We start from the raw sequence: 20352 nt of genomic DNA, 5'->3' as shown, positions 1-20352 counted from the left end.
TGATGAAGTGATGTCCGGCATCGGTCAAGCGCAGGATAGCGCGATTACCGCCGGCCTCACCACCATCACTTCATCACTTCATCACCGCATCACCTTCACGCTTTCTTCACGCGACGAGCTCGGACACCGCCGCGTCTTCCAGCGCCGCGTTGACCGCATCGTCCACCGTCTCGAGCCAGATGAACTCGAGCTTCTCGCGCGCTTCGGCGGGCACGTCTTCGAAATCCCGCTTGTTGCGCGACGGCAGCATGACGCGCGTGATGCCGGCGCGCATTGCGGCGAGCACCTTCTCCTTCACGCCGCCGATCGGCAGCACGAGGCCGCGCAGCGAGATCTCGCCCGTCATCGACGTGTCGCTGCGCACCGGACGCTGGGTCAGCAGCGAGGTCAGCGCGAGGAACATCGCCACACCCGCCGACGGACCGTCCTTCGGCGTCGCGCCCGCGGGCACGTGCACGTGAACGTCCGACTTCTCGAGCAATGTCGCCTCGATGCCGAGCTTGGCAGCGCGCGCCTTCACCAGCGACAACGCCGCCTGCGCGCTCTCCTTCATCACGTCGCCGAGCTGGCCGGTCAGGATCAATTTTCCATTGCCGGCCATGCGCGTCGCCTCGATGAAGAGGATGTCGCCGCCCACCGGCGTCCACGCCATCCCCGTCGCCACACCCGGCACGCTGGTGCGCATCGCCGCTTCGGACTCGAACTTCTTCGGTCCGAGGATCGCGTGCAGGTCGTCCGCGCCGACCGTGACTTCGGTGGCCTGACCTTCGGCGATCCGCACCGCGACGTTGCGCAGCACCGCGCCGATCTCGCGCTCGAGGTTGCGGACGCCCGCCTCACGGGTGTAGTCCGTGACGATCGAGCGCAACGCGTCTTCGGCGATCTTCGCCTGCTGCGCCGTCAGGCCGTTCGCCGAAAGCTGGCGATCGACGAGATAGCGCTTGGCGATCTCGAGCTTCTCCTGCTCGGTGTAGCCGGCGAGCTGGATGATCTCCATGCGGTCGCGCAGCGGGCCCGGGATCGTGTCGAGCTGGTTCGCCGTGCAGATGAACATCACCTTCGACAGGTCGTAAGGCACCGCGAGGTAGTTGTCGCGGAACGTCGAGTTCTGCTCCGGATCCAGCACTTCGAGCAAGGCCGACGACGGATCGCCGTGAAAAGCGCCCCCGCCGAGCTTGTCGATCTCGTCGAGCATCATCAGCGCGTGCCGGGTCCCGGCTTTCTTGATGCCCTGGATGATGTTGCCCGGAAGCGCGCCGATGTACGTGCGGCGGTGTCCGCGGATCTCCGCTTCGTCGTGCACGCCGCCCAGGGACACGCGGACGAACTCGCGTCCGGTCGCGCGCGCGATCGACTGGCCGAGCGAGGTCTTGCCGACGCCCGGAGGCCCGACGAAGCACACGATCGGGCTCTTGCCCTGCGGGTTGAGCTTCCGCACCGCGAGGTACTCGAGGATCCGCTTCTTGATCTTCTCGAGCCCGTAATGGTCCGCGTCGAGGATGCGCCGCGCGTCCGAGATGTCTATCGCGTCTTTGGCATCGTCCTTCCACGGCAGCTCGACCAGGAGCTCCAGGTACGTGCGCACCATGGACGATTCGCCCGACGAGTCCGGCATGCGCTCGAGGCGCTTCAGCTCTTTGCGAGCCTGCTTCTCTACATCCTCGGGCATGCCCGCATCAGAGATCTTCTTCGCGAGCTCCTCGAGCTCCGCTTTCTCGGAATCGTCCTCGCCGAGCTCCTTCTGGATGGCCGACATGCGCTCGCGCAGGATGTGCTCGCGGTTGCGCGCATCGATCGATTCCTTGGTGCGCTCGTCGATCTCCTTGGAAAGCTTGAGCACTTCGACGCGCTTGGAGAGCGCTTCGAGGAGCTTGTCGAGACGCGCTTGCAGGTCGAACGTCTCGAGGAGCTGCTGCTTGTCCTCGCTGGAGGCGTCCATCAGGCCCGACACGAGATCGGCGAGCTGCGCCGCGCCCTCCACGTTCTGAACGGCGACGACCATCTCTTCCGGCACTTGCGGGAGGAGTCGCAGGATCTCGATCGCACGCGACTTGAGCGACAGCGCGCGAGCTTCGACCTCGGAGTCCTCCGCTTCGGTCTCGGGAACGCGCTGCACGCGTGCGACCGGGAAATCCCAGCCTTCGAGGAACTGGAGCACGCGGAAGCGCTCTTCACCCTGCGCGACGACGTGATGGGTGCCGTCCGGGGCGGTCACGTAGCGGAGCACGTTCGCGGTCGTGCCGACCCAGTGCATGTCCTCGGGACGCGGATCTTCGATCTCCGGATGGGTCTGGAGCAGCACGCCGATCGGCTTCTGCTGGCGCGCGGCTTCCTGCGCAGCGCGGCGCGACTTCGCGCGGCCGATGGTGATCGGCAGCACGACGCCGGGGAACATCACGAGATTGCGCGTCGGCAGGATGATGAGCGCGTCGTCGGGCAGCGGGCGCGACGTACGGCGCTCGCCCTCGCCCGAAGGCGATGGCGACGCTTCCTGTTGAGCGGCGTCGGCGCGGAGAGTCTTTTCCTGGTCTTGTGCGTGGCTGTTCATTATCGTGAGATCACCTTGCGCAGATTGAGTATCAGGCACCCGTTCTGAAGGTCCTTCCGGACCACTTCGAAAGCCATCGCGGGCAGCTGGATGCGGCGCTCGAAATAGCCGTAGGGAATCTCGAGGCGCCGGATGTTGCTCGCGCCGGCGTTGAAAGGCACATCGCAGCTCGCGCGAACGATGAGGCTGGCCGAGTCGACGAGGACTTCGACGCAATCCGGCGACACGCCCGGCAGCGCGACCATGATCACGTAGCGCTCGTCGTCTTCGAACACGTTGACCGGCGGCTCCCACGCAGTGCGGGTGCCGCGCGGCGCGCTCGGCCGGAAAAACTGCCGGTGCATGCGTTCCGCCTCCTGGATCATCTGACAGGCTTCGGTCCACATGACGGCGATGGGGTCGCGTTTGGGCATGGTCGTCGGGTACTGAAACGCGCCGCCCGCTGCCGAGAATTCCGGCCGCGGGACGGCGCCGTGATCGGTATATGGGGATGCTGAGGAGGATTTAAAGCAATGGGCACGCCGGGAAGGCGTACGGAGGCGATGCTACATGGGGGCGACGATCAGGATTTCAAGGGCGTTATTGACCGCCAAGGACGCCAAGGACGCAAAGGAAGGTCAAAGGCGCTTTTTAACTACAGAGGCGCGCGGAACGCATCGTCGTTCCCGCGCAGGCGGGAATCCCTGTCGAAAGACTCCAAACGTCAAAATGGATTCCCGATCCCCTCCGCTGCCGCGGGTCGGGAATGACGTTTTTGGTTTCCTTTGCGTCCTTTGCGTCCTTTGCGGTTAAACGCCTTTTATAAACCGCGCCGGCAGTGTGGCCGCGTCTTTCGCGCCCAGGCCGTCGAGCGACGCCTGGTCGAAGCACGCCAGCGCGCGTGCGGTGACCGGGAGATCGGCGCCCAGGGCGCGGCCTTCTTCGATCATGGTGCGCAGGTCCTTGCGGATCGAATCGACGTCGAACGTCACCGGAGCGACGTCCTCGCCGCTCAGCGCCTGCGCGATGGCGAAGCCGCGCGCTTTCAGCAGATTGGGGCCGCCTGACGTATCCGCAAGGATGTCCATCGTGCGTTTCGGGTCGAGACCGAGCGACTTGATGATGAGCAGCGCTTCGCCCAGCGCCTGCCAGTACACGAGGAGCGGAAGGTTGATCGCGAGCTTCATGCGCGCGCCGGCGCCGATGCCGCCGACGTGCTCGACGCGGCGGCAGAGCTGATCGAGCACCGGCTTGGCGCGCGCGACGTCAGCCGCCTCGCCGCCGACGAAGCCGAGGAGCTTGCCGTCGAGCGCCGGTCCGACCGTGCCGCCGACGGGACAATCGACGATCGCCCCGCCTTGCTTGCGAACGTCCTGCGCGAGCTGCTCTTCGATCGCCGGACGTACCGTGCTCATCTCGACGAAGAGCTTGCCGGCGACATCGCCCGCGAGCAGTCCGTCGTCGCCGCGGTACGTCGCATCGATCGCGTGCGCGTCGGTGAGTATCGTGATGACGAGGTCGACGCTTTGCACGAGCTCGCGCGGGCTGGCGGCGAGCTTCGCACCCCGGTCGACCAGCGGCTTCGTCTTCTCTTGCGAGCGGTTCCACACGCTCACTTCGTGACCGACGCTCATCAAGCGCTGCGCCATCGCCGCGCCCATCCTTCCGGTGCCCGCTATTCCGATTCTCAAAGCTTCCTCCTGAAGTCGATCATTTAATATAACAGCAACGAACGAGACCACAGGCTCACGAGGATGGCGGAAGCGAGCGGGATCCGCGACGGCATGCGCATCGACTGGGATGTGCCGATCGTCATGGACGACGATCTGACGTTGCGCGCCGATGTGTTCAGGCCGATCGCGGAAGGCCGCTATCCAGTCATACTCAGTTACGGTCCTTACGCCAAGGGACTCGCTTTCCAGGACGGCTATCCGGGCGCGTGGCAGCGCATGATCGCCGAGCATCCCGACGTCGCGTACGGCTCGACGAACCGGTATCAGAGCTGGGAAGTCGTCGATCCCGAGAAGTGGGTGCCCGACGGCTACGCGTGCGTGCGCGTCGATTCGCGCGGCGCGGGACGCTCGCCGGGCGTCATCGACCCGTTCTCGCCGCGCGAGACCGCAGACTTCTATCAGTGCATCGAGTGGGCCGGCGGGCAGCCGTGGTCGAACGGCAAGGTGGGACTGAACGGCGTCTCGTACTTCGGCATCAACCAGTGGCACGTCGCATCGATGCAGCCGCCGCATCTCAAAGCGATGTGCGTCTGGGAAGGCGCGGCGGACTGGTACCGCGACATGACGCACCACGGCGGTATCGTCAACACCTTCTGGGCGAACTGGTTCGACATGCAGGTGAAGACGGTGCAGTACGGCCTCGGCGAGCGCGGCCCGAAGAGCCGCGCGACCGGCGCGCTCGTGTGCGGCGACGAGACGCTGTCGGACAGTCAGCTCGCCGCGAATCGCGTCGACTTCGGCGACACCATCCTCGCCCACCCGCTCGACGACGAGTATCACCGCGCGCGCTCGCCGCAGTGGGACAAGATCGCCGTGCCTGTGCTCTCCGCGGCGAACTGGGGCGGACAGGGCCTGCACCCGCGCGGCAACTTCGAAGGGTTCGTGCGCGCCGCGTCGAAAGACAAGTGGCTCGAAGCGCACGGCCTGGAGCACTGGACGCACTTCTATACCGATTACGGCGTCGCGCTGCAGAAGCGCTTCTTCGGCCACTTCCTCAAAGGCGAGCGCAAGGGCTGGGACAAGCAGCCGCGCGTGCAGTTGCAGGTGCGCCATCTCGACCGGTTCGCCGAACGGCACGAGAACGAATGGCCGATCGCGCGGACGCAGTGGAGCAAGATGTACCTTGCATCCAGCGGCGAGCTGACACTCGAGCAAACCGGGGTCAGGCCCCAAACGCAAAAACCGGGGTCAGACCCCGTCACCTTCGACGCGATGGGTGACGGAGTCACGTTCCTGTCGCCGCCGCTCGAACAACAAACCGAGATCACCGGTCCGCTTGCCGCTCGGCTCTTCGTGTCTTCGACGACCGAAGACGCCGATGTCTTCGCCGTCTTTCGCGTGTTCACGCCCGATCTTCGCGAAGTGGTGTTCATGGGTGCGATCGATCCGCACACCCCCATCGCGCAAGGCTGGCTGCGCGCGTCGCACCGCAAGCTCGACGAAAACCTCTCGCAGCCGTGGCGGCCGTATCACACGCACGACGAACGGCAGCCGCTGAAACCCGGCGAGATCGTGCAGCTCGACGTCGAGCTGTGGCCGACGTCCATCGTCGTGCCCGCCGGTCACCGCGTCGCGCTCACGGTGCGCGGCCGCGACTACGAGTTCGCGAAATCCACCGGCGCGCGGCTCTCCAACTTCAAGAACGAGCTGAGGGGTTGCGGGCCGTTCCTGCACGACGATCCGCGGGATCGTCCCGCCGCGATCTTCGGCGGGAAAACGACGCTGCACTTCGGGGCGGAGCAGCAGTCATACATAATGCTGCCCGTCATTCCGTAACAAACCGCCCCCACCCTAACCCTCCCCTGAGGGGGAGGGAATGTTGCTTCGGTTTTCCTTTGCGTCCTTTGCGTCCTTTGCGTCCTTTGCGGTTAATGCTTTTGACTTTTACATGAGCGACATCCAGAAAACTGTCGACGCGATCTACCGCGCCGAATCGCGCCGCGTGCTCGCGACGCTGATCCGCCTGCTCGGCGGCTTCGACCTCGCCGAGGAAGCGCTGCACGACGCGTTCACCGCGGCCGTCGAGCAGTGGGCGCGCGACGGGGTGCCGGACAATCCTCGCGCGTGGCTCGTCTCCGCGGGACGCTTCAAGGCGATCGACCGCATCCGCCGCCGCGCGAAGTTCGACGAGAGCGTCGCCGAGATGGCGCGCGAGCTCGGCCCCGAGGACGAGATCGCGCCCGAGACCGACGCCGACGGCGTCGAGGACGACCGCCTGCGGCTGATCTTCACGTGCTGCCACCCCGCGATCCAGCCCGACGCGCAGGTCGCGCTGACGCTGCGCGAGATCTGCGGCCTCGCCACCGAAGAGATCGCGCGCGCTTTCCTCGCGAGCCCGAGCACGATCGCGCAGCGCATCGTGCGCGCCAAGGCGAAGATCCGCGACGCCAGGATCCCCTATCAGGTGCCGGCGAAAGAGGACCTGCCCGACCGCATCGAATCGGTGCTGCGCGTGGTCTACCTCGTCTTCAACGAAGGCTACTCGGCGTCCTCCGGCGAAGAGCTCACGCGCCACGACCTGTCGGCCGAAGCGATCCGTCTCGGGCGTCTCCTCCTCGAGCTCCTGCCCGAGCCCGAGGTCATGGGGCTGCTCGCGCTCATGCTGATCCAGGAATCGCGGCGCGCGGCGCGCACCACGGCGTCCGGCGAGATCGTCCTGCTCGACGAGCAGGACCGTTCGCTGTGGAATCGCGAGTACATCCGCGAAGGCATCGCACTGATCGAGCGCGCGCTGGGCACGCGCGGCTTCGGGCCGTATGCGATCCAGGCGGCGATCGCGGCGGTCCATGCGGAAGCGCCGACGCCGAGCGCGACCGACTGGAGGCAGATCGTGGCGCTGTACGACGTGCTCGCCCGCATGACGCCCTCCCCGGTCGTCGAGCTCAACCGCGCGGTCGCTGTCGCGATGCGGGACGGACCGGCGGCGGGCCTCGAACTCGTCGACGCCCTGCTCGAACAGGGCGAGCTCGACGGCTATCACCTCGCCCACTCCGCCCGCGCCGACCTCTGCCGGCGCCTCGGCAAGACCGAGGATGCGCGCGCCTCCTACCGGCGGGCGCTGGAGCTCACGCGCCTGGCGCCGGAGCGGCAGTTCCTGCAGGGCCGCCTGCAAAGCCTGGAAAAAGATCTACACCGCTCCTCCGCTGCGCTCCGGGCGCAAAAACACCCCAAAAGCGGCTAGCGCCGCAATTTTTTATGCGGCCCTGTCGAATCGGCCGGGCGCCGTTCGACTAGGAGGTAAGCGAGACTTCGAGACATGCCCCGAGTACTTTTCACATCCAACCTGCAGCGCTACGTCGCGGTCCCCGAGTCGGAAGTCGCCGGCTCGACCGTCGCCCAGGCGCTGGCCGCCGTATTCAAAGCGCAGCCGCAGGTGCGCGACTACGTGCTCGACGAGCAGGGCCACGTCCGCAAGCACGTCCACATCTACGTCGACGGTCACCGGCGCACGCTCGGCGACCCGGTGAGCGCCGACAGCGAGATCTGCGTGCTGCAGGCGCTGTCCGGCGGCTGAACATCCCAGGAGAACCCATGAGCGACAGACTGTACGTAGGCACGCGTAAAGGCCTCTTCACCATCGAGAAGCGCGGCGGCCGCTGGTCGTTCGGCGAGCCGGCTTTTCTCGGCGACCCGGTGACCGCGGTGCTGCACGACCGCCGCGACGGCACGCTGTACGCCTCGCTCAATCTCGGGCACTTCGGCGTGAAGATGCGCCGCTCGGTGGACGGCGGCAAGACGTGGGAAGAGCAGGCGACGCCCGCCTATCCGGCGCAGCCCGAGAACGCGCCGGGACCGGCGTGGAAGCTGCACCTGGTGTGGACGCTCGAACCGGCCGGCGGCGACGAGCCCGGCGTGCTCTGGGCGGGAACGATTCCCGGCGGACTCTTTCGCTCGGCCGACCGCGGCCACTCGTGGTCGCTGGTCAGATCGCTGTGGGACATGCCGCAGCGCCTGGAATGGATGGGCGGCGGCTACGATTCGCCGGGCATCCATTCGATCGTCGTCGACCCGCGCGACAGCCGCCGCATCCTCATCGCGGTATCGACCGGCGGCGTCTGGGAATCGCGCGACCGCGGGGAGACGTGGGCGGTGCGCTCCAAGGGTTTGTTCGCGGAGTACATGCCGCCGGACCGGCGCGAAGACCCGATCATGCAGGACGTGCACCGCATGGTCGCGTGCGCAGCCGACCCCGACCGGATGTGGATACAGCACCACAACGCGATGTTCCGCTCGACCGACGGCGCTTTGAACTGGGAGACGATCGAGAAGCCCGCGCTCTCGAAGTTCGGCTTCGCGGTCGCAGTGGACCCGAAGGACGGCGACACCGCGTGGTTCGTGCCGGCGATCAAGGACGAGCAGCGCGTGCCGGTCCGCGGCGAGTTCGCGGTGACGCGCACGCGCGACGGCGGCCGCACGTTCGAAGCGCTGCGGGAAGGGCTGCCGGCCGTGCCGGCGTACGATCTGGTCTACCGCCACGGCCTCGACGTCGACGAATCGGGCGAGCGCGTCGCGATCGGCTCGACGACCGGCGGCCTGTGGATCTCGGAGAACCGCGGTGATTCGTGGCAGTGCGTCTCGGCGCACTTCCCGCCGATCAACGCGGTGCGCTTCGAATAGGACGTAGCGCCGGCAGGCGCATAAGCGGGCCTTTGCGCCCGAAGCGAAGCGGAGGAGCGGTGTGAAATATCTGTGCCTGGTCTACATCGAGGAAACGAAGCGGGACGCGCTGCCGGCCGCCGAATTCTCGGAGCTCGTGAACGACAGCGTCGAATACATCGAAGAGCTCAAGCGCTCGAACCACTACATCGCCGCCGAGCCGCTGCACCCGGTGAATACCGCGGTCACGGTGCGGGTGCGCAACGGCAAAGCGACGACGACCGACGGGCCTTTCGCCGAGACCAAGGAGCAGCTCGGCGGCTTCTTCCTCGTCGACGCACGCGACCTCAACGACGCGATTCGTATCGCGGAACGCATTCCGCCCGCTCGTGTGGGTTCGATCGAAGTGCGCGCGATTCGCCCTCTGCAGGAATATGTCGAAATTGCGCGGCGCCGTTCGACTGGTGAGTGAGCAACAGCCTCGCACAAACAAGGAGACGAAGATGCGGTTCATGGTGATCGTGAAAGCGACGAAGGATTCCGAAGCGGGCGTGATGCCCGACGAGAAGCTCCTCGCCGCGATGGGCCAGTACAATGAAGAGCTGGTCAACGCCGGCATCATGCTCGCCGGCGAGGGGCTGCACCCGAGCTCCAAGGGCGCGCGCGTGCGTTTCTCGGGGGACAAGCGCACCGTCATCGACGGCCCGTTCCCCGAGACCAAGGAGCTCATCGCGGGATTCTGGCTGTGGCAGGTGAAGTCGAAGGAAGAGGCGATCGAGTGGCTGAAACGCTGCCCGAACCCGATGCCCGGCGAATCCGAGATCGAGCTCAGGCAGGTTTTCGAGGCCGATGACTTCGGCGCCGAGTTCACGCCCGAGCTGCGCGAGCAGGAAGAGCGCCTGCGCGCGAAGATCTCGAACAAATGACCAACGGTCATTGCGAGGAGCGGCAGCGACGAAGCAATCCCGAGACGCTCGTAACGCAATGCGGGATCGCCACGGCGCCTTCGGCGCCTCGCGATGACGAATTCAGGAGACCGCGATGAAAGTAGAGTCCTACCTTTTTTTCGAAGGGCGCACAGAGGAAGCGCTCGAGTTCTACAAGCAGGCGATCGGCGCCGAGGTGCAGATGCTCATGCGCTACAAGGACAGCCCCGAGCCGCCGAAGGAAGGCTGCACGCCGCCCAATTCCGGCGACAAGGTCATGCACTCCTCGTTCCGCGTCGGCGAGACGCTCGTGATGGCCTCCGACGGCATGTGCAGCGGCAAGCCCGATTTCAAGGGCTTCGCGCTGTCGCTCTCGCCCGGGACCGACGCCGAGGCGCAGACGCTCTTCTCCGCGCTGTCGCAAGGCGGCCAGGTGATGCAGCCGCTGATCAAGACCTTCTTCGCCTCGAGCTTCGGCATGGTGACCGACAAGTTCGGCGTGATGTGGATGGTCATCGTCGAGTCGAGCGGAAAATAAGGAGATCGCGATGCAATACCTCTTCATGTGCTGTTTCGAAGAGCAGGCGTGGAACGCGATTCCGGGCGAGGCGCGCGATCGCGTCATGCGCGACTACGGCGCGTGGGTGGACGCCCTGACCGCCCAAGGCCAGTACCTCGCCGGGGGCAAGCTCAAGCCCAGCGCGGCTTCGACCACCGTGCGGGTGAAGAACGGCAAGCCGTTCATCACCGACGGGCCTTACGCCGAGACGCGCGAGCAGCTCGGCGGCTATCACGTCGTCGAGTGCCAGGACCTCGACGAAGCGCTGGCGCTCGCCGCGCGCATCCCGACGCTGCCGGTCGGCGGCACGATCGAAGTGCGCCCGCTGGACTTTTCCACCACGCCCGGCGCCGCGTTCAACGAGCGCGAGCGCACGGCCGCCATGGGCTAACGGCCGGCTGCGCTGTATTCCAGGCGCACGCCGTAATCGAGAAAGAGCGCTCGCGCCCCCGGCGTTTCGGCCACGCGTGACAACGCGGCGGCGACGGGACGTACGAGCGCCGCCGGCGTGGCCGGCGGCGCGAATACCGCGAAAGCGACGACCGCTTCCGCATCCTGTAGACCCGCTTCGCGCGTCGTCGGTACGTCGGGGAGGCTCGCATAGCGCTCCCGGTCGGCGATCGCGAGGAAGCGGATCTGTCCCGACGCATAAGGCAGCACCGCCGGGAGCGGCACCAGCGCCGCGGCCACCTGTGCCCCCGCGAGCGCATTGAGCGCGGCGATGCCGCCGTTGTAGGCGACGGGCTCGAGCGCGATCACCGGATCCGAGCGCAGGCGCGCGAGGGGCCGGTACGCGGCCGTGCGCTCCCCCGGATGGCCGACGAGCAATCGCGTCGTGCCTCCACGCAGCAACCCCGCGAGATCGTGCGTCCCGCTCTGCGACACCCACACATACGGCATCCGGCCGACGGCCGCGATCCGCTCCACCCGCTCCGGTATGCCCGCCTGAGCGCGCACCGGCGTCGCCGGCACCGTCGCGAGCAGCAGAGTGCGGCCGTCCGGCGGCGAGCTGGCGACGGCCAGAGCCGCCGCGCTGCCGCCGCGCCTGTGCTGCCGCGTCACCGTAACCGGCTCGGAACGGTCCTCCCGCAGCGTTTGCGCGACGTGCATCGCGAGCACGTCGGTGAACGCGGGTGCGGCGTAGCGCTGCATCGCACGCAGCGTACGGCTCGCCCGCGTCGCGCCGACGACTTCCGCCGGGCCGCCCGGCGGAAACGGATGCACGAGCTCGCGCGAGGCCGTCGCCGCGTAAGCGCACGATTGCAGCAGCGTCGCCAGCACGAACACCGATCGGACGGTTTTCACCGCGCTACCATACGGCGTGTGCGCCGGAATTCACAACGCCTGAGGACACCCGTATGACCCTCATGATCGTCGGCCTGGTGCTTTTCATCGGCATACACCTGGTGCCGGTGGCGACGGCTTTGCGCGCGCGGCTCGTCGCGCGCCTCGGCGACAAGCCTTATCGCGGCCTGTTCGCGGCCGTCGCGGCGGTCGGCCTCATCCTCATCATGGTCGGCTATCACCTGCGTCCCGACCGCGTGCAGATCTTCACACCGTGGGCCACGGCACGCAGCGCGGCGCCGCTCGCGGTCACCCTCGCTTTCGTTCTCTTCGCCGCAGCCAACATGCGGGGCCACGTGCGCAGCGGGCTCAGGCACCCGATGCTGCTCGGGCTGCTGATCTGGTCGCTCACCCATCTGCTGGCGAACGGCGATCTCACCGGCACGGTGCTCTTCGGCAGCTTCGCCGCGTATTCGGTCGTCGCGCTCGCCTCGGCGATCCGGCGTCGTGCCGTCAAAGCCTTCGTCCCCGCGTGGAAGTACGACGTCATGGCGATCGCCGGCGGTGTCGCGCTCGCGTACGTGACGATGCGCGTGCACCCGGCGCTCTTCGGAACCGGGCCCGTCATATAGCGTTATCATCGCCCGACGCTTCAGGCTATTGGCGCGGCATGCACTGTCCGTATTGCGGATTCGAGATCGCGGCACGAGATGCGAAGTTCTGCGGCGGCTGCGGCAAGGCGCTCGGGATCACCTGCCCTTGCGGCTTCGTCAATCCGCCCGGCCATCGCTACTGCGGCGGGTGCGGCACGGCGCTCATCGCGACTGAGCCGCCTCCGGCAGCGGCGCTCCAACCCACTTCTTCTTACACGACTGCGCCGCAGCCCGAGCGCCGCCAGATCGCCATCATGTACTGCGATCTCGTCGGCTCGACCGCGCTGTCGCGGCGCGTGGACGCGGAAGACCTGCGCGAGATCGTCGACCACTGCTTCGCGCTGTGGACAAAGGAGATCGAGCGCGTCGAAGGCTGCGTCGCGCGGCTGCTCGGCGACGGCCTGCTCGCCTACTTCGGCTATCCGAACGCGCACGAGGACGACGCGGTGCGCGCGGTCAGCGCGGGCCTCGCCGTGCTCGACGCAACCGCGCAGGTGTCCGAAGCGGTCGAGAAGCGCCTCGGGCCCACGATCGAAGTGCACATCGGCATCGCGACCGGCGAAGTGGTCATCGGCGAGCTCGGCGAGCATGCCGCGCGCGAGTCCGCGGTCACCGGGGAAGCGCCGAACATCGCCGCGCGCATCCGCGACGCGGCCGGTCCCGGCGAGGTCCTGATCGGCCGCGTCACCCACGACCTCGTCGATCACGTCTTCGACTGCGAGCCCGGACGGGAGATCGCGGCGAAGGGCATCGAGGAGCCGCTCACCGTCTTCCGGGTGATCGGCGAGCGCCGGGACTGGCGCCACGCAGCGCTCTTCCAGACGCGCAGCGGATCGCCGCTGCTCGGCCGCGCCGAAGAGCTCGCTTTCCTGTCGAAGCAGTGGGACGGCGTGCAGGACGGCCCCGGCCGCGCCCAGCTCATCAGCGGCGATCCCGGCATCGGCAAATCGCGGCTGCTGCACGCGTTCCTCACCGGCATCGCCGAAGCCGGCGGGACGACGCTGGTCACGCACTGCATGCCGCAGTTCTCGAACACCGCGCTGTATCCCGTCACCGACCTGCTCCAGCGCGAGCTTCGGCTGAACCCGGCGGACGCACGTGCCGGGCTGCGCAAGCTCGAGCAGGCGTTCGCGACGCGCGCCCTCGGCGATCCCGACGCGTTGCCGCTGCTCGCGTCGCTCATGTCGCTCGCGGCGCCCGACACGCCGAAACCGGATCTCACGCCACGCCAGCAGCGCGACCGGCTGCTCGAGTGCCTGCTCGCATGGCTGCTCGCCGAGGCGAGCGCACGACCGCTCGCGCTCATCGTCGAGGACCTGCACTGGGCCGACGCGTCGACGCTCGAGCTCATCACGATGATCGTCGACCAGCTGCCGTCGGTACCGATGCTGCTGCTCGCGACCTTCCGCCCCGGCTTCGCGCCGCCGTGGTCGAACCGCTCGCTCGTCAATCACATGACGCTCACGCGGCTGTCGGGCGCCGATGCGCGCGAGCTCGTCCGCCACCTCGTGCAGCGCCGCGAGCTTCCGCCGCAACTGCTCGACCAGGTGATCGCGCGCACCGACGGCGTGCCGCTCTTCCTCGAAGAGCTGACCAAGATGGTCGTCGAAGCCGGCACGCTCGCGCAGCAGCAGGCGGTCGAAGCCCTGCCGACCGGATCGATACCGGCGACGCTGCGCGGCTCGCTCGTCGCGCGCCTCGACCGCCTCGGCCCGGCGAAGGCGGTCGCACAGCTCGCTGCGGTGATCGGGCGCGAGTTCAGCTATCGGCTGGTGCAGACGGTCTCGCAGCTCGGCGAGGCGGAGCTCAAGGAGGCGCTGCGCGGCCTCGTCGACGCCGAGCTCCTGTATCAGCGCGGCGCGGCGCCGAATGCGAGCTACAGCTTCAAGCACGCGCTCATCCAGGACGCCGCGTACCAGTCGCTGCTGCGAACCAAGCGCGCCGAGTACCACCGTGCGACCGCGAGCGCGCTCATCGACGGCTTTCCCGAGATCGTGCGCGCCCATCCCGAGCTCGCCGCGCAGCACTGCGAGCAGGGCGGCCTGGTCGAACAGGCGATCCGTTACTGGCAGCAAGCGGGCAAGCGCGCGCTCGATGCGTCGGCCGACACCGAAGCGGTGGCGCACCTTCAGCGCGCGCTGTCGCAGATCGCGGCGCTGCCGCCGGGCGCCGATCGCGCCGGACGCGAGGCGGAATGCCTGCTCTCGCTCGGTCCGGCGCTCAGCGCGACGCGCGGCTACGCGTCCACCGAGGTCGAGCAGACCTACGACCGCGCCGTCGCGCTGTGCGAGGAGAGCGGCGACGAAGGCGGTCTCTTCACCGCGCTCTCCGGGCTCGCGTCGTTCTACCAGGTGCGCGGGCCGCTCGCGACCGCGCGCGGTCTCTCTCAGCGCCTGCTCGATCTCGCGCAGCGCCGCGACGATCGCGTGTGGCTGTCGCAGGCGCACCGCAGGCTCGGCTGGTGTCTCTTCTGCCAGGGCGAGCTCGCGGGCGGCCGGCGCCATCTCGCGCAGGCGCTCGCGCTGGCGCAGCAGCTCCCAGCCCACGAGCATGCCCGCGTCCATGGCGCGCATCCGTGGGTGATCGGCGCGGTGAACAGCGCGCTGGTGGAGTGGTACGCCGGCGCGCCCGACGACGCGATCGAGCACAGCCGCGCCAGTCTCAGGGAGGCGCGCGCGCTCGGCTGGCCGCTCACGCTCGCCTACGCGCTGTGCATGTCGGCGGCGGTGCACCAGTGCCGCGGCGAGCGCGAGCCGACGCTCGCGCTGGCGACCGAGGTCGTGGCGCTCGCCCACGAGCACGACTTCCCGTACTGGATCGCCTGGGGCTCGGTGCTCGAAGGCTGGGCGCTCGCCGCGGGTGGGGCGCTCGAAGACGGCGTGGCGAAGATGCAGGCGGGGCTCGACATGTACCGCGATACCGGCGCGCTCCTCTTCGTGCCGTCGTCGCTGGCGCTGCTCGGCGAGACTTATTCCAGAGCGGGCAGAACGAAGGAAGCGCTCGACTGCACGCTGCGCGCGCTGGAGAGCCCGCAGCTCGGCGACGGCTATTTCTGCGCCGCCGAGATCCATCGCCTCAAGGGCGAGCTCGTGCTCGCGCGCGACGCCGACGAAGCCGCGGCCGCCGCGTGCTTCTCGGAAGCGCTCGCGATCGCGAAGAGACAGGGCGCGCAGTCGCTGGCGCTGCGCTCGGCGGTGAGCCTCGCCGAGCTACGACAGCGGCAGGGGCGTCACGACGAATGCCGCGGCCTCGTGCAGGATGCGCTCAGCGGATTCGATCAGGGTTTGGAGACGCCCGACGTGAAGAACGCGATGCGGCTGCTGGCGCTGCGCTGACTAATCCTACTGTGTCATTGCGAGGAGCCGCTCGCGCGGCGACGAAGCAATCCCGAGGGCTCGGGACGGCTCGTGCGCCACGCGATCCGCCACGGCTCGCTGTGCGAGCCTCGCGATGACACAGTACGACTAATCGGCGTCGCGATAGCTGTCCGCGCCGTCCATGTCGACTTCGTAGCCCAGGTCGCGCATCGCCGCGGCGGTGAGCCGCGTGAGCCGGTTGTCGCCCGAGTCGAAGTTTCCGGACATCAGCTCGTACACCATGATCCGGCCGAGACGGCTCTTGTCGCGCGTGCTCTCGTCCCAGTGCTTGCCGACGGTCGCCGAGTTTCCGCTCGATTCCAGGGGCACCGCGCCTTTGCCCCCGATCGCCGCGTATTCTTTCATCGCGTAGCGGCCGATGAAGAAGAACCGGTTGCGTCCCCGATCCTCGATGAGGCGCGTGCACGGCGCGCACGAGCCGAAACCGAGCGCGTGACCGACCTCGTGGGCGATGAGGTCGCGCACGACCTCGGGACGATCCTCGACCGCGGTGCGGAACTGCTTCCTGTCGAGCTGCATGAGCGCGCGGGTCGGAATGCCCGCCGCGCGGCCGGCGGCCTTGGGCAGCGACTCGGTCACCTCGGTGTGGCCGAGCGTCAGGTCGTCCTTTTTCTTCCTGCCCGCGTTGAGATCCGCCATCTCGACGCGGATCTTCAGCGACTTCAACGCCGGTTTGCCGCGATCGTTCTTCGGAAAACCGGTGATGAGGTTCGACCAGCGCCTCGCGGCATCGCCGAAGCGCAGGTCGAGCTCGTCGTCCGACAGCCCGAGCTTGTGGAAATCCCACTCGATCCGGAAGCCCGCCATGGTGTAGCGGCGCGCTCTCAGCCGCGCCGCTTCGCGACGGCCGCCGCCGCGTCGACCGTCACCTGGAGCATGAACGGGTTCTCCTTCATGTCCTTCAGGTTGGCGTAATTCGAGGCGAGGCCGAACCGCGACTCGGAGCGCCCGGGGTCCCTCACCCAGAACGCGCGGAGCTGCACGATCAGATCGCGCAGGTTGCGCGGAATCTTGTTCTTCGTCCACGGCGATTCGGTCTCCAGCGCCTCGTCGGAGCTGTACTCCCACCACGTCTGGTACATGGGCGAGCCGGCGTCGACGTTCAGGTACGTGCCGCGGTAGTAAACCTTGTCCTTGGCGCCTTTCATCGCATCGGTGAGCTGGCCGGCGAGCGCGATCTCGTTCGCACGCAGCCACAGGTGCAGGCTGTCCATCTCGCCGAACGGCACGCCGAAATTCCACACTGCGAGCACCGGCGCTACGGTGTTCGGTACGGCGAACGGTTTTTTCGCGCCTTTCGTCATCCGCCATTTCACGTCGGAGCGAATTTCCGGCAGAAACGTTTCCACGCTCGCGGGCTCGTGCGCCGTCGCGTAGCCGTTCGCGCGCTCGTTCGTTCGGGTCTTGGTCGCCATGTCGTACGATCTCCCCTGAGTGTCGATGTCAGTTGCGTTGGGTGTTGCGGACGATCCCTTTGCGGTGCAGGTCTTCCAGCGTGCGCCGCAGCTCCGCCGCGGCAGCGGCGCGGCCGATCAGCGGCCCCATGGCCGCGCAATAGCCTTGCTCCAGCTCGCGCCCGCTGCGGCCGTCGCAGAGCAGGAGCACCAGGCGCGCGGCGTCGTTCAGGAAATGGATGTTCGGCTCATCGGGCGTGAACACCGCGTACTGATCCATCTCCGGGATCGGGCGGTGCTTCAGGTTCGGCGTCTCCGCGTAGCAGCCGCTTCGGGAGAACGCGTAAGTCGATGCCGCCGTTGCTGTGGCTGCAGAACGGGTCGGGCGCAGTCCAGCGACCGGTGAACGCATACGCCGTCGAGCGGCAGCCGCCGCGCGTGCCTTCGTTGCTTTCGCAATGCTCACACGAGCTCTCCACGGTGCCGGCACGCAGCGCCTTGTACAGGGCGTTGCCGTGCCAGGTTTCGAGAAACGGGGTTTCGCGCACGTCGCCGAAATCGACGTACTCGCGCAGATACATGCAGCCGATCGATCGTCCGAACGGATCGACCGCGGCGGCCTGCCAGCAGCAGTTCGCGTCGTTCGGATGCCACGATCGCATGACGGCGAGGCCCGGCGGCGGGCGCACGGCCGCGAGCGCTTCTTCCTGCTCTTCCAGGGACAGCGCGAGCTCGCTCCAGCGGTGCCTGGCGCGTCCGAGCGGATACAGCCTCAGGATGCCGGCGCGCTGCGCGCCGAGCGCGTGGGCGAGCTCGAGATACGCCTGGAGCTCGTCGACGTTGTGGCGCGTGAGGATGAGGACCACGTCGGTCGGCAGGCCCGCCTCCACCGCGTTTCTCACCCCCGCGCACGACCTGGCGAAGCTTCCCGGCGTGCGCGCGGCGGCGTCGTGCACGCCCGCGCTCGCGCCCATGAGATCGACGAAGAGCCGTCCCACGCCGAGGCGTTTGAGCTTGCGTGCGCGCGCACGGTCGATCAGCGTCCCGTGCGTGCGCACGAGCGTCATCATGCGGCGGCAGCAGCTTTGGAGGAGGGTGTCGAAATCGGGGCGGTGCAGCGGCTCGCCGCCTTCGAAATAGATCTGGATGAAGCCGTTCTCGACGAGGTACTCGATGAAGGCCAGCCACTCCTGCGTCGTGAGCTCCTTGCGCTTCGGCCGCCGGTTGCAGTCGGCGTAGCACGTCTCGCAATCGAGATTGCACGTGGCGGTGATCGAGACCGTGATCTTGGGCGGCGTCTCGAAGTACGGCTGCTTCACTTGCGAAGTCCCCCTCGGCGTGCAGCGGCTTGTTATCGGCAGGAGTGTGCTTCCGCCGCTCGCGTACCGTCAAGGCGCCTAGCGCCCCATCGGCGTCAGCGGCTCGCCCGCGATGAAGCTCCTGATGTTCTTCAGCGCGTTCTCGTAGAACCGCTTCATGTTGATGTCGACGACGTACCCCAGGTGCGGCGTCATGACGACGTTGTCGAGCTTGCGGATCGGGTGATCGGGCTGGAGCGGCTCGGTCCAGAACACGTCGAGGCCGGCGCCGGCGATCCGCTTTTCCTTCAGCGCGGACATCAGCGCCGGCTCGTCGATGAGCGGCCCCCGCGAGGTGTTTACGAGGTAGGCGGTCTTCTTCATCGCGCCGATCTCCTTCGCGCCGACGATGCCCCGCGTCGACGCGTTCGACACGAGGTGCAGCGAGATCACGTCCGACTCGGCGAAGAGCTGCTCTTTCGACACGCGTTTCACCGACGCTTCGGCAGCGCGCTCGTCGGTGAGGTTGGGGCTCCAGGCGATCACGTTCATGTCGAACGCCTGGCCGTAGCGCGCGACGAGCTTGCCGAGGCGTCCCAGCCCGAGCACCCCCAGCGTCTTGCCGTGCAGGGATTCGGTCATCACGTGCTCCTGCCAGCCGCCGCCGCGCATCGCCTCCTGCGACTGCGGGATGCGTTTGACCAGCGCGAGGACGAGCGCCCAGGCGACTTCGGCGGTTGAGCCGTGGCCGGTCGCCGGATCGCCCGGGGCGCTGCACAGCGCGATCTTGCGCGCCGCGCACGCCTCGGCGTCGATGCTCGGATTGCGCCCGCCGGTGCTGATGAGCAGCTTCAGGTTCGGCAGCGCCTCGAGCAACTCGCGGGGAAAGCGCGTGCGCTCGCGCATCGCCACGACGACGTCATAAGGCTCGAGCCGCCGTTGCAGCGCGGCAGGATCGGCCAGCGTGTCCCCGAACGAATCGACCTGCGTCCCGGCGGGAAGCGAGCTCCAGTCCGCCGAGGTCTTCCCGATCTGCTGGTAGTCGTCGAGCAGCGCGATTTTCATCATGCCCTCCGGGTTGTGAATTTTTTCGAATGGCGACACTGCGAAATTTCATCCTGCCCGAGATGTCCGGGGCGCGGGCGTGTGTTATAGAAAATACCATGCGACTCGCACGAAACGCCGTCGCCGCGGGGATGCTCGCGCTGGCGGCGCTGCTCGCAGCGACATCGGGATATCGTCTCGCACGCGCGGCCACGCCGAATACGCTCGTCGTGGCCGGCTCGCCCACGCTCGCCCCGCTGATGGCCGATATCGCGCGACGATTCGAAGCGGCCAATCCCGGCGTTACGGTCGAAATCCGGGCGTTGAGCTCCGGCGCCGGCGTCGAGGAGCTGCGCGCGCGACGGTGCGACGTCGCCATGATCGCCCGGCCGGTCGGGCAGCGCGAGAAAGGTCTTTACGCATTCCCGATTGCGCGCGACGGTGTCGCGATCATCGTGCAGCGCGAGAATCCGGTGCGCGCCCTGACCCAGCGACAGCTCGTCGGGGTTCTGACCGGCGACATCACCGACTGGAAGCACGTCGGGGGACGATCAGGCCCGATCCGCGTAGCGTGGCGCACCGAGGGCGCGGGAACGACCGACGTGCTGCTCCAGAGCCTGAAGCTCAGGAGCAGCCAGATCCGCAGCCACGCGGTGTTCTTCGAGAGCACGGACGCATTGCAGTATGCGGCGGCGAACCCCGGCGCGATCACGTTCGCATCGCTGGGTGTCGCCGAGAGCCTCGCGAAATCGGGAACGTCGGTAAAGCTTCTCGCATACGACGGCGTCCCGGCATCCCGCCGCACCCTGAGCGACCACACCTATGCGCTCGCGCGACCCCTGATCCTGCTCACGACCGGCATGCCCTCGGGCATGCACAAGCGGCTGATCGACTATGCGACGTCGGGCGCGGTCGCCGATCTGGACGAGAAGCACGGCTTCGTGCCCTATCGGCAGTAGCG

20 protein-coding genes are annotated in these 20352 nt (G+C 67.7%); 11 read left to right on the top strand and 9 right to left on the bottom strand.

The window, feature by feature from the left end; genetic code table 11:
• Positions 1-106: 106 nt before the first annotated feature.
• The 3 genes from lon to VHP37_02435 all read right to left on the bottom strand — a co-directional run bounded on the left by lon (position 107) and on the right by VHP37_02435 (position 4218).
• Positions 107-2548: an endopeptidase La gene (gene lon / locus VHP37_02445; GenBank protein HEX2825183.1), complete on the bottom strand. Its 2442-nt coding sequence runs from the start codon at positions 2546-2548 to the stop codon at positions 107-109.
• On the bottom strand, positions 2548-2961 hold the full coding sequence (locus tag VHP37_02440; protein HEX2825182.1) for an Hsp20/alpha crystallin family protein: 414 nt from the start codon (positions 2959-2961) through the stop codon (positions 2548-2550). Before VHP37_02440 ends, lon begins: the two co-directional genes overlap by 1 nt.
• Before the next feature lie 375 nt (positions 2962-3336).
• Positions 3337-4218: an NAD(P)-dependent oxidoreductase gene (locus VHP37_02435; protein HEX2825181.1), complete on the bottom strand. Its 882-nt coding sequence runs from the start codon at positions 4216-4218 to the stop codon at positions 3337-3339.
• A 63-nt stretch (positions 4219-4281) separates the two neighbouring features.
• On the opposite strand from VHP37_02435, the gene VHP37_02430 reads away from it, so the two are divergent.
• The 8 genes from VHP37_02430 to VHP37_02395 all read left to right on the top strand — a co-directional run bounded on the left by VHP37_02430 (position 4282) and on the right by VHP37_02395 (position 10732).
• On the top strand, positions 4282-6036 hold the full coding sequence (locus tag VHP37_02430; GenBank protein HEX2825180.1) for a CocE/NonD family hydrolase: 1755 nt from the start codon (positions 4282-4284) through the stop codon (positions 6034-6036).
• 112 nt (positions 6037-6148) lie between these two features.
• Positions 6149-7441, top strand: coding sequence for an RNA polymerase sigma factor (locus VHP37_02425; GenBank protein HEX2825179.1), 1293 nt, complete (start codon positions 6149-6151; stop codon positions 7439-7441).
• A gap of 75 nt (positions 7442-7516) precedes the next feature.
• Positions 7517-7774: a MoaD/ThiS family protein gene (locus VHP37_02420; protein HEX2825178.1), complete on the top strand. Its 258-nt coding sequence runs from the start codon at positions 7517-7519 to the stop codon at positions 7772-7774.
• A gap of 17 nt (positions 7775-7791) precedes the next feature.
• Positions 7792-8877 (top strand): exo-alpha-sialidase, encoded by a 1086-nt coding sequence (locus tag VHP37_02415; GenBank protein HEX2825177.1) that lies wholly within the window; start codon positions 7792-7794, stop codon positions 8875-8877.
• A 61-nt stretch (positions 8878-8938) separates the two neighbouring features.
• Positions 8939-9328, top strand: a complete 390-nt coding sequence (locus tag VHP37_02410; GenBank protein HEX2825176.1) for a YciI family protein — start codon at positions 8939-8941, stop codon at positions 9326-9328.
• 31 nt (positions 9329-9359) lie between these two features.
• Entirely contained in the window at positions 9360-9782 is a 423-nt protein-coding gene (locus tag VHP37_02405; GenBank protein HEX2825175.1) for a YciI family protein, read from the top strand.
• Positions 9783-9897: 115 nt separating this feature from the next.
• Positions 9898-10320 (top strand): VOC family protein, encoded by a 423-nt coding sequence (locus VHP37_02400; protein ID HEX2825174.1) that lies wholly within the window; start codon positions 9898-9900, stop codon positions 10318-10320.
• 10 nt (positions 10321-10330) lie between these two features.
• Positions 10331-10732, top strand: coding sequence for a YciI family protein (locus tag VHP37_02395; GenBank protein ID HEX2825173.1), 402 nt, complete (start codon positions 10331-10333; stop codon positions 10730-10732).
• On the opposite strand, the gene VHP37_02390 is transcribed toward VHP37_02395, so the two are convergent.
• Positions 10729-11646, bottom strand: coding sequence for a tripartite tricarboxylate transporter substrate-binding protein (locus VHP37_02390; protein HEX2825172.1), 918 nt, complete (start codon positions 11644-11646; stop codon positions 10729-10731). The genes VHP37_02395 and VHP37_02390 overlap by 4 nt on opposite strands.
• 53 nt (positions 11647-11699) lie before the next feature.
• On the opposite strand from VHP37_02390, the gene VHP37_02385 reads away from it, so the two are divergent.
• Complete coding sequence (locus VHP37_02385) at positions 11700-12257, top strand: NnrU family protein (protein HEX2825171.1); 558 nt, start codon at positions 11700-11702, stop codon at positions 12255-12257.
• A gap of 38 nt (positions 12258-12295) precedes the next feature.
• Positions 12296-15613, top strand: a complete 3318-nt coding sequence (locus VHP37_02380) for an AAA family ATPase (protein ID HEX2825170.1) — start codon at positions 12296-12298, stop codon at positions 15611-15613.
• Positions 15614-15742: 129 nt separating this feature from the next.
• Here VHP37_02380 and VHP37_02375 read toward each other — a convergent pair whose 3' ends face one another.
• From VHP37_02375 to VHP37_02355, 5 genes are all read right to left on the bottom strand, one after another.
• Positions 15743-16462: a hypothetical protein gene (locus VHP37_02375; GenBank protein ID HEX2825169.1), complete on the bottom strand. Its 720-nt coding sequence runs from the start codon at positions 16460-16462 to the stop codon at positions 15743-15745.
• A gap of 17 nt (positions 16463-16479) precedes the next feature.
• The gene (locus VHP37_02370) at positions 16480-17070 is read right to left on the bottom strand and encodes a hypothetical protein (GenBank protein HEX2825168.1); all 591 of its coding nucleotides are present in this window, start codon (positions 17068-17070) and stop codon (positions 16480-16482) included.
• 28 nt (positions 17071-17098) lie between these two features.
• Positions 17099-17329 (bottom strand): hypothetical protein, encoded by a 231-nt coding sequence (locus VHP37_02365; protein ID HEX2825167.1) that lies wholly within the window; start codon positions 17327-17329, stop codon positions 17099-17101.
• Positions 17298-18368 carry a radical SAM protein gene (locus VHP37_02360; protein HEX2825166.1) on the bottom strand — a complete coding sequence of 357 codons (1071 nt, stop codon included), beginning with the start codon at positions 18366-18368 and terminating at the stop codon, positions 17298-17300. Before VHP37_02360 ends, VHP37_02365 begins: the two co-directional genes overlap by 32 nt.
• 78 nt (positions 18369-18446) lie before the next feature.
• Positions 18447-19412 carry a D-2-hydroxyacid dehydrogenase family protein gene (locus tag VHP37_02355; protein HEX2825165.1) on the bottom strand — a complete coding sequence of 322 codons (966 nt, stop codon included), beginning with the start codon at positions 19410-19412 and terminating at the stop codon, positions 18447-18449.
• Between the two features lie 98 nt (positions 19413-19510).
• On the opposite strand from VHP37_02355, the gene VHP37_02350 reads away from it, so the two are divergent.
• Positions 19511-20350, top strand: a complete 840-nt coding sequence (locus VHP37_02350; GenBank protein HEX2825164.1) for a phosphate ABC transporter substrate-binding protein — start codon at positions 19511-19513, stop codon at positions 20348-20350.
• The last annotated feature ends 2 nt before the right edge of the window (positions 20351-20352 follow it).

The organism is Burkholderiales bacterium (assembly GCA_036262035.1).
Taxonomy (GTDB): domain Bacteria; phylum Pseudomonadota; class Gammaproteobacteria; order Burkholderiales; family SG8-41; genus JAQGMV01.
The sequence above is the reverse complement of the archived record's forward strand: the minus strand, read 5'-3'. Positions and strand labels throughout refer to the sequence as shown.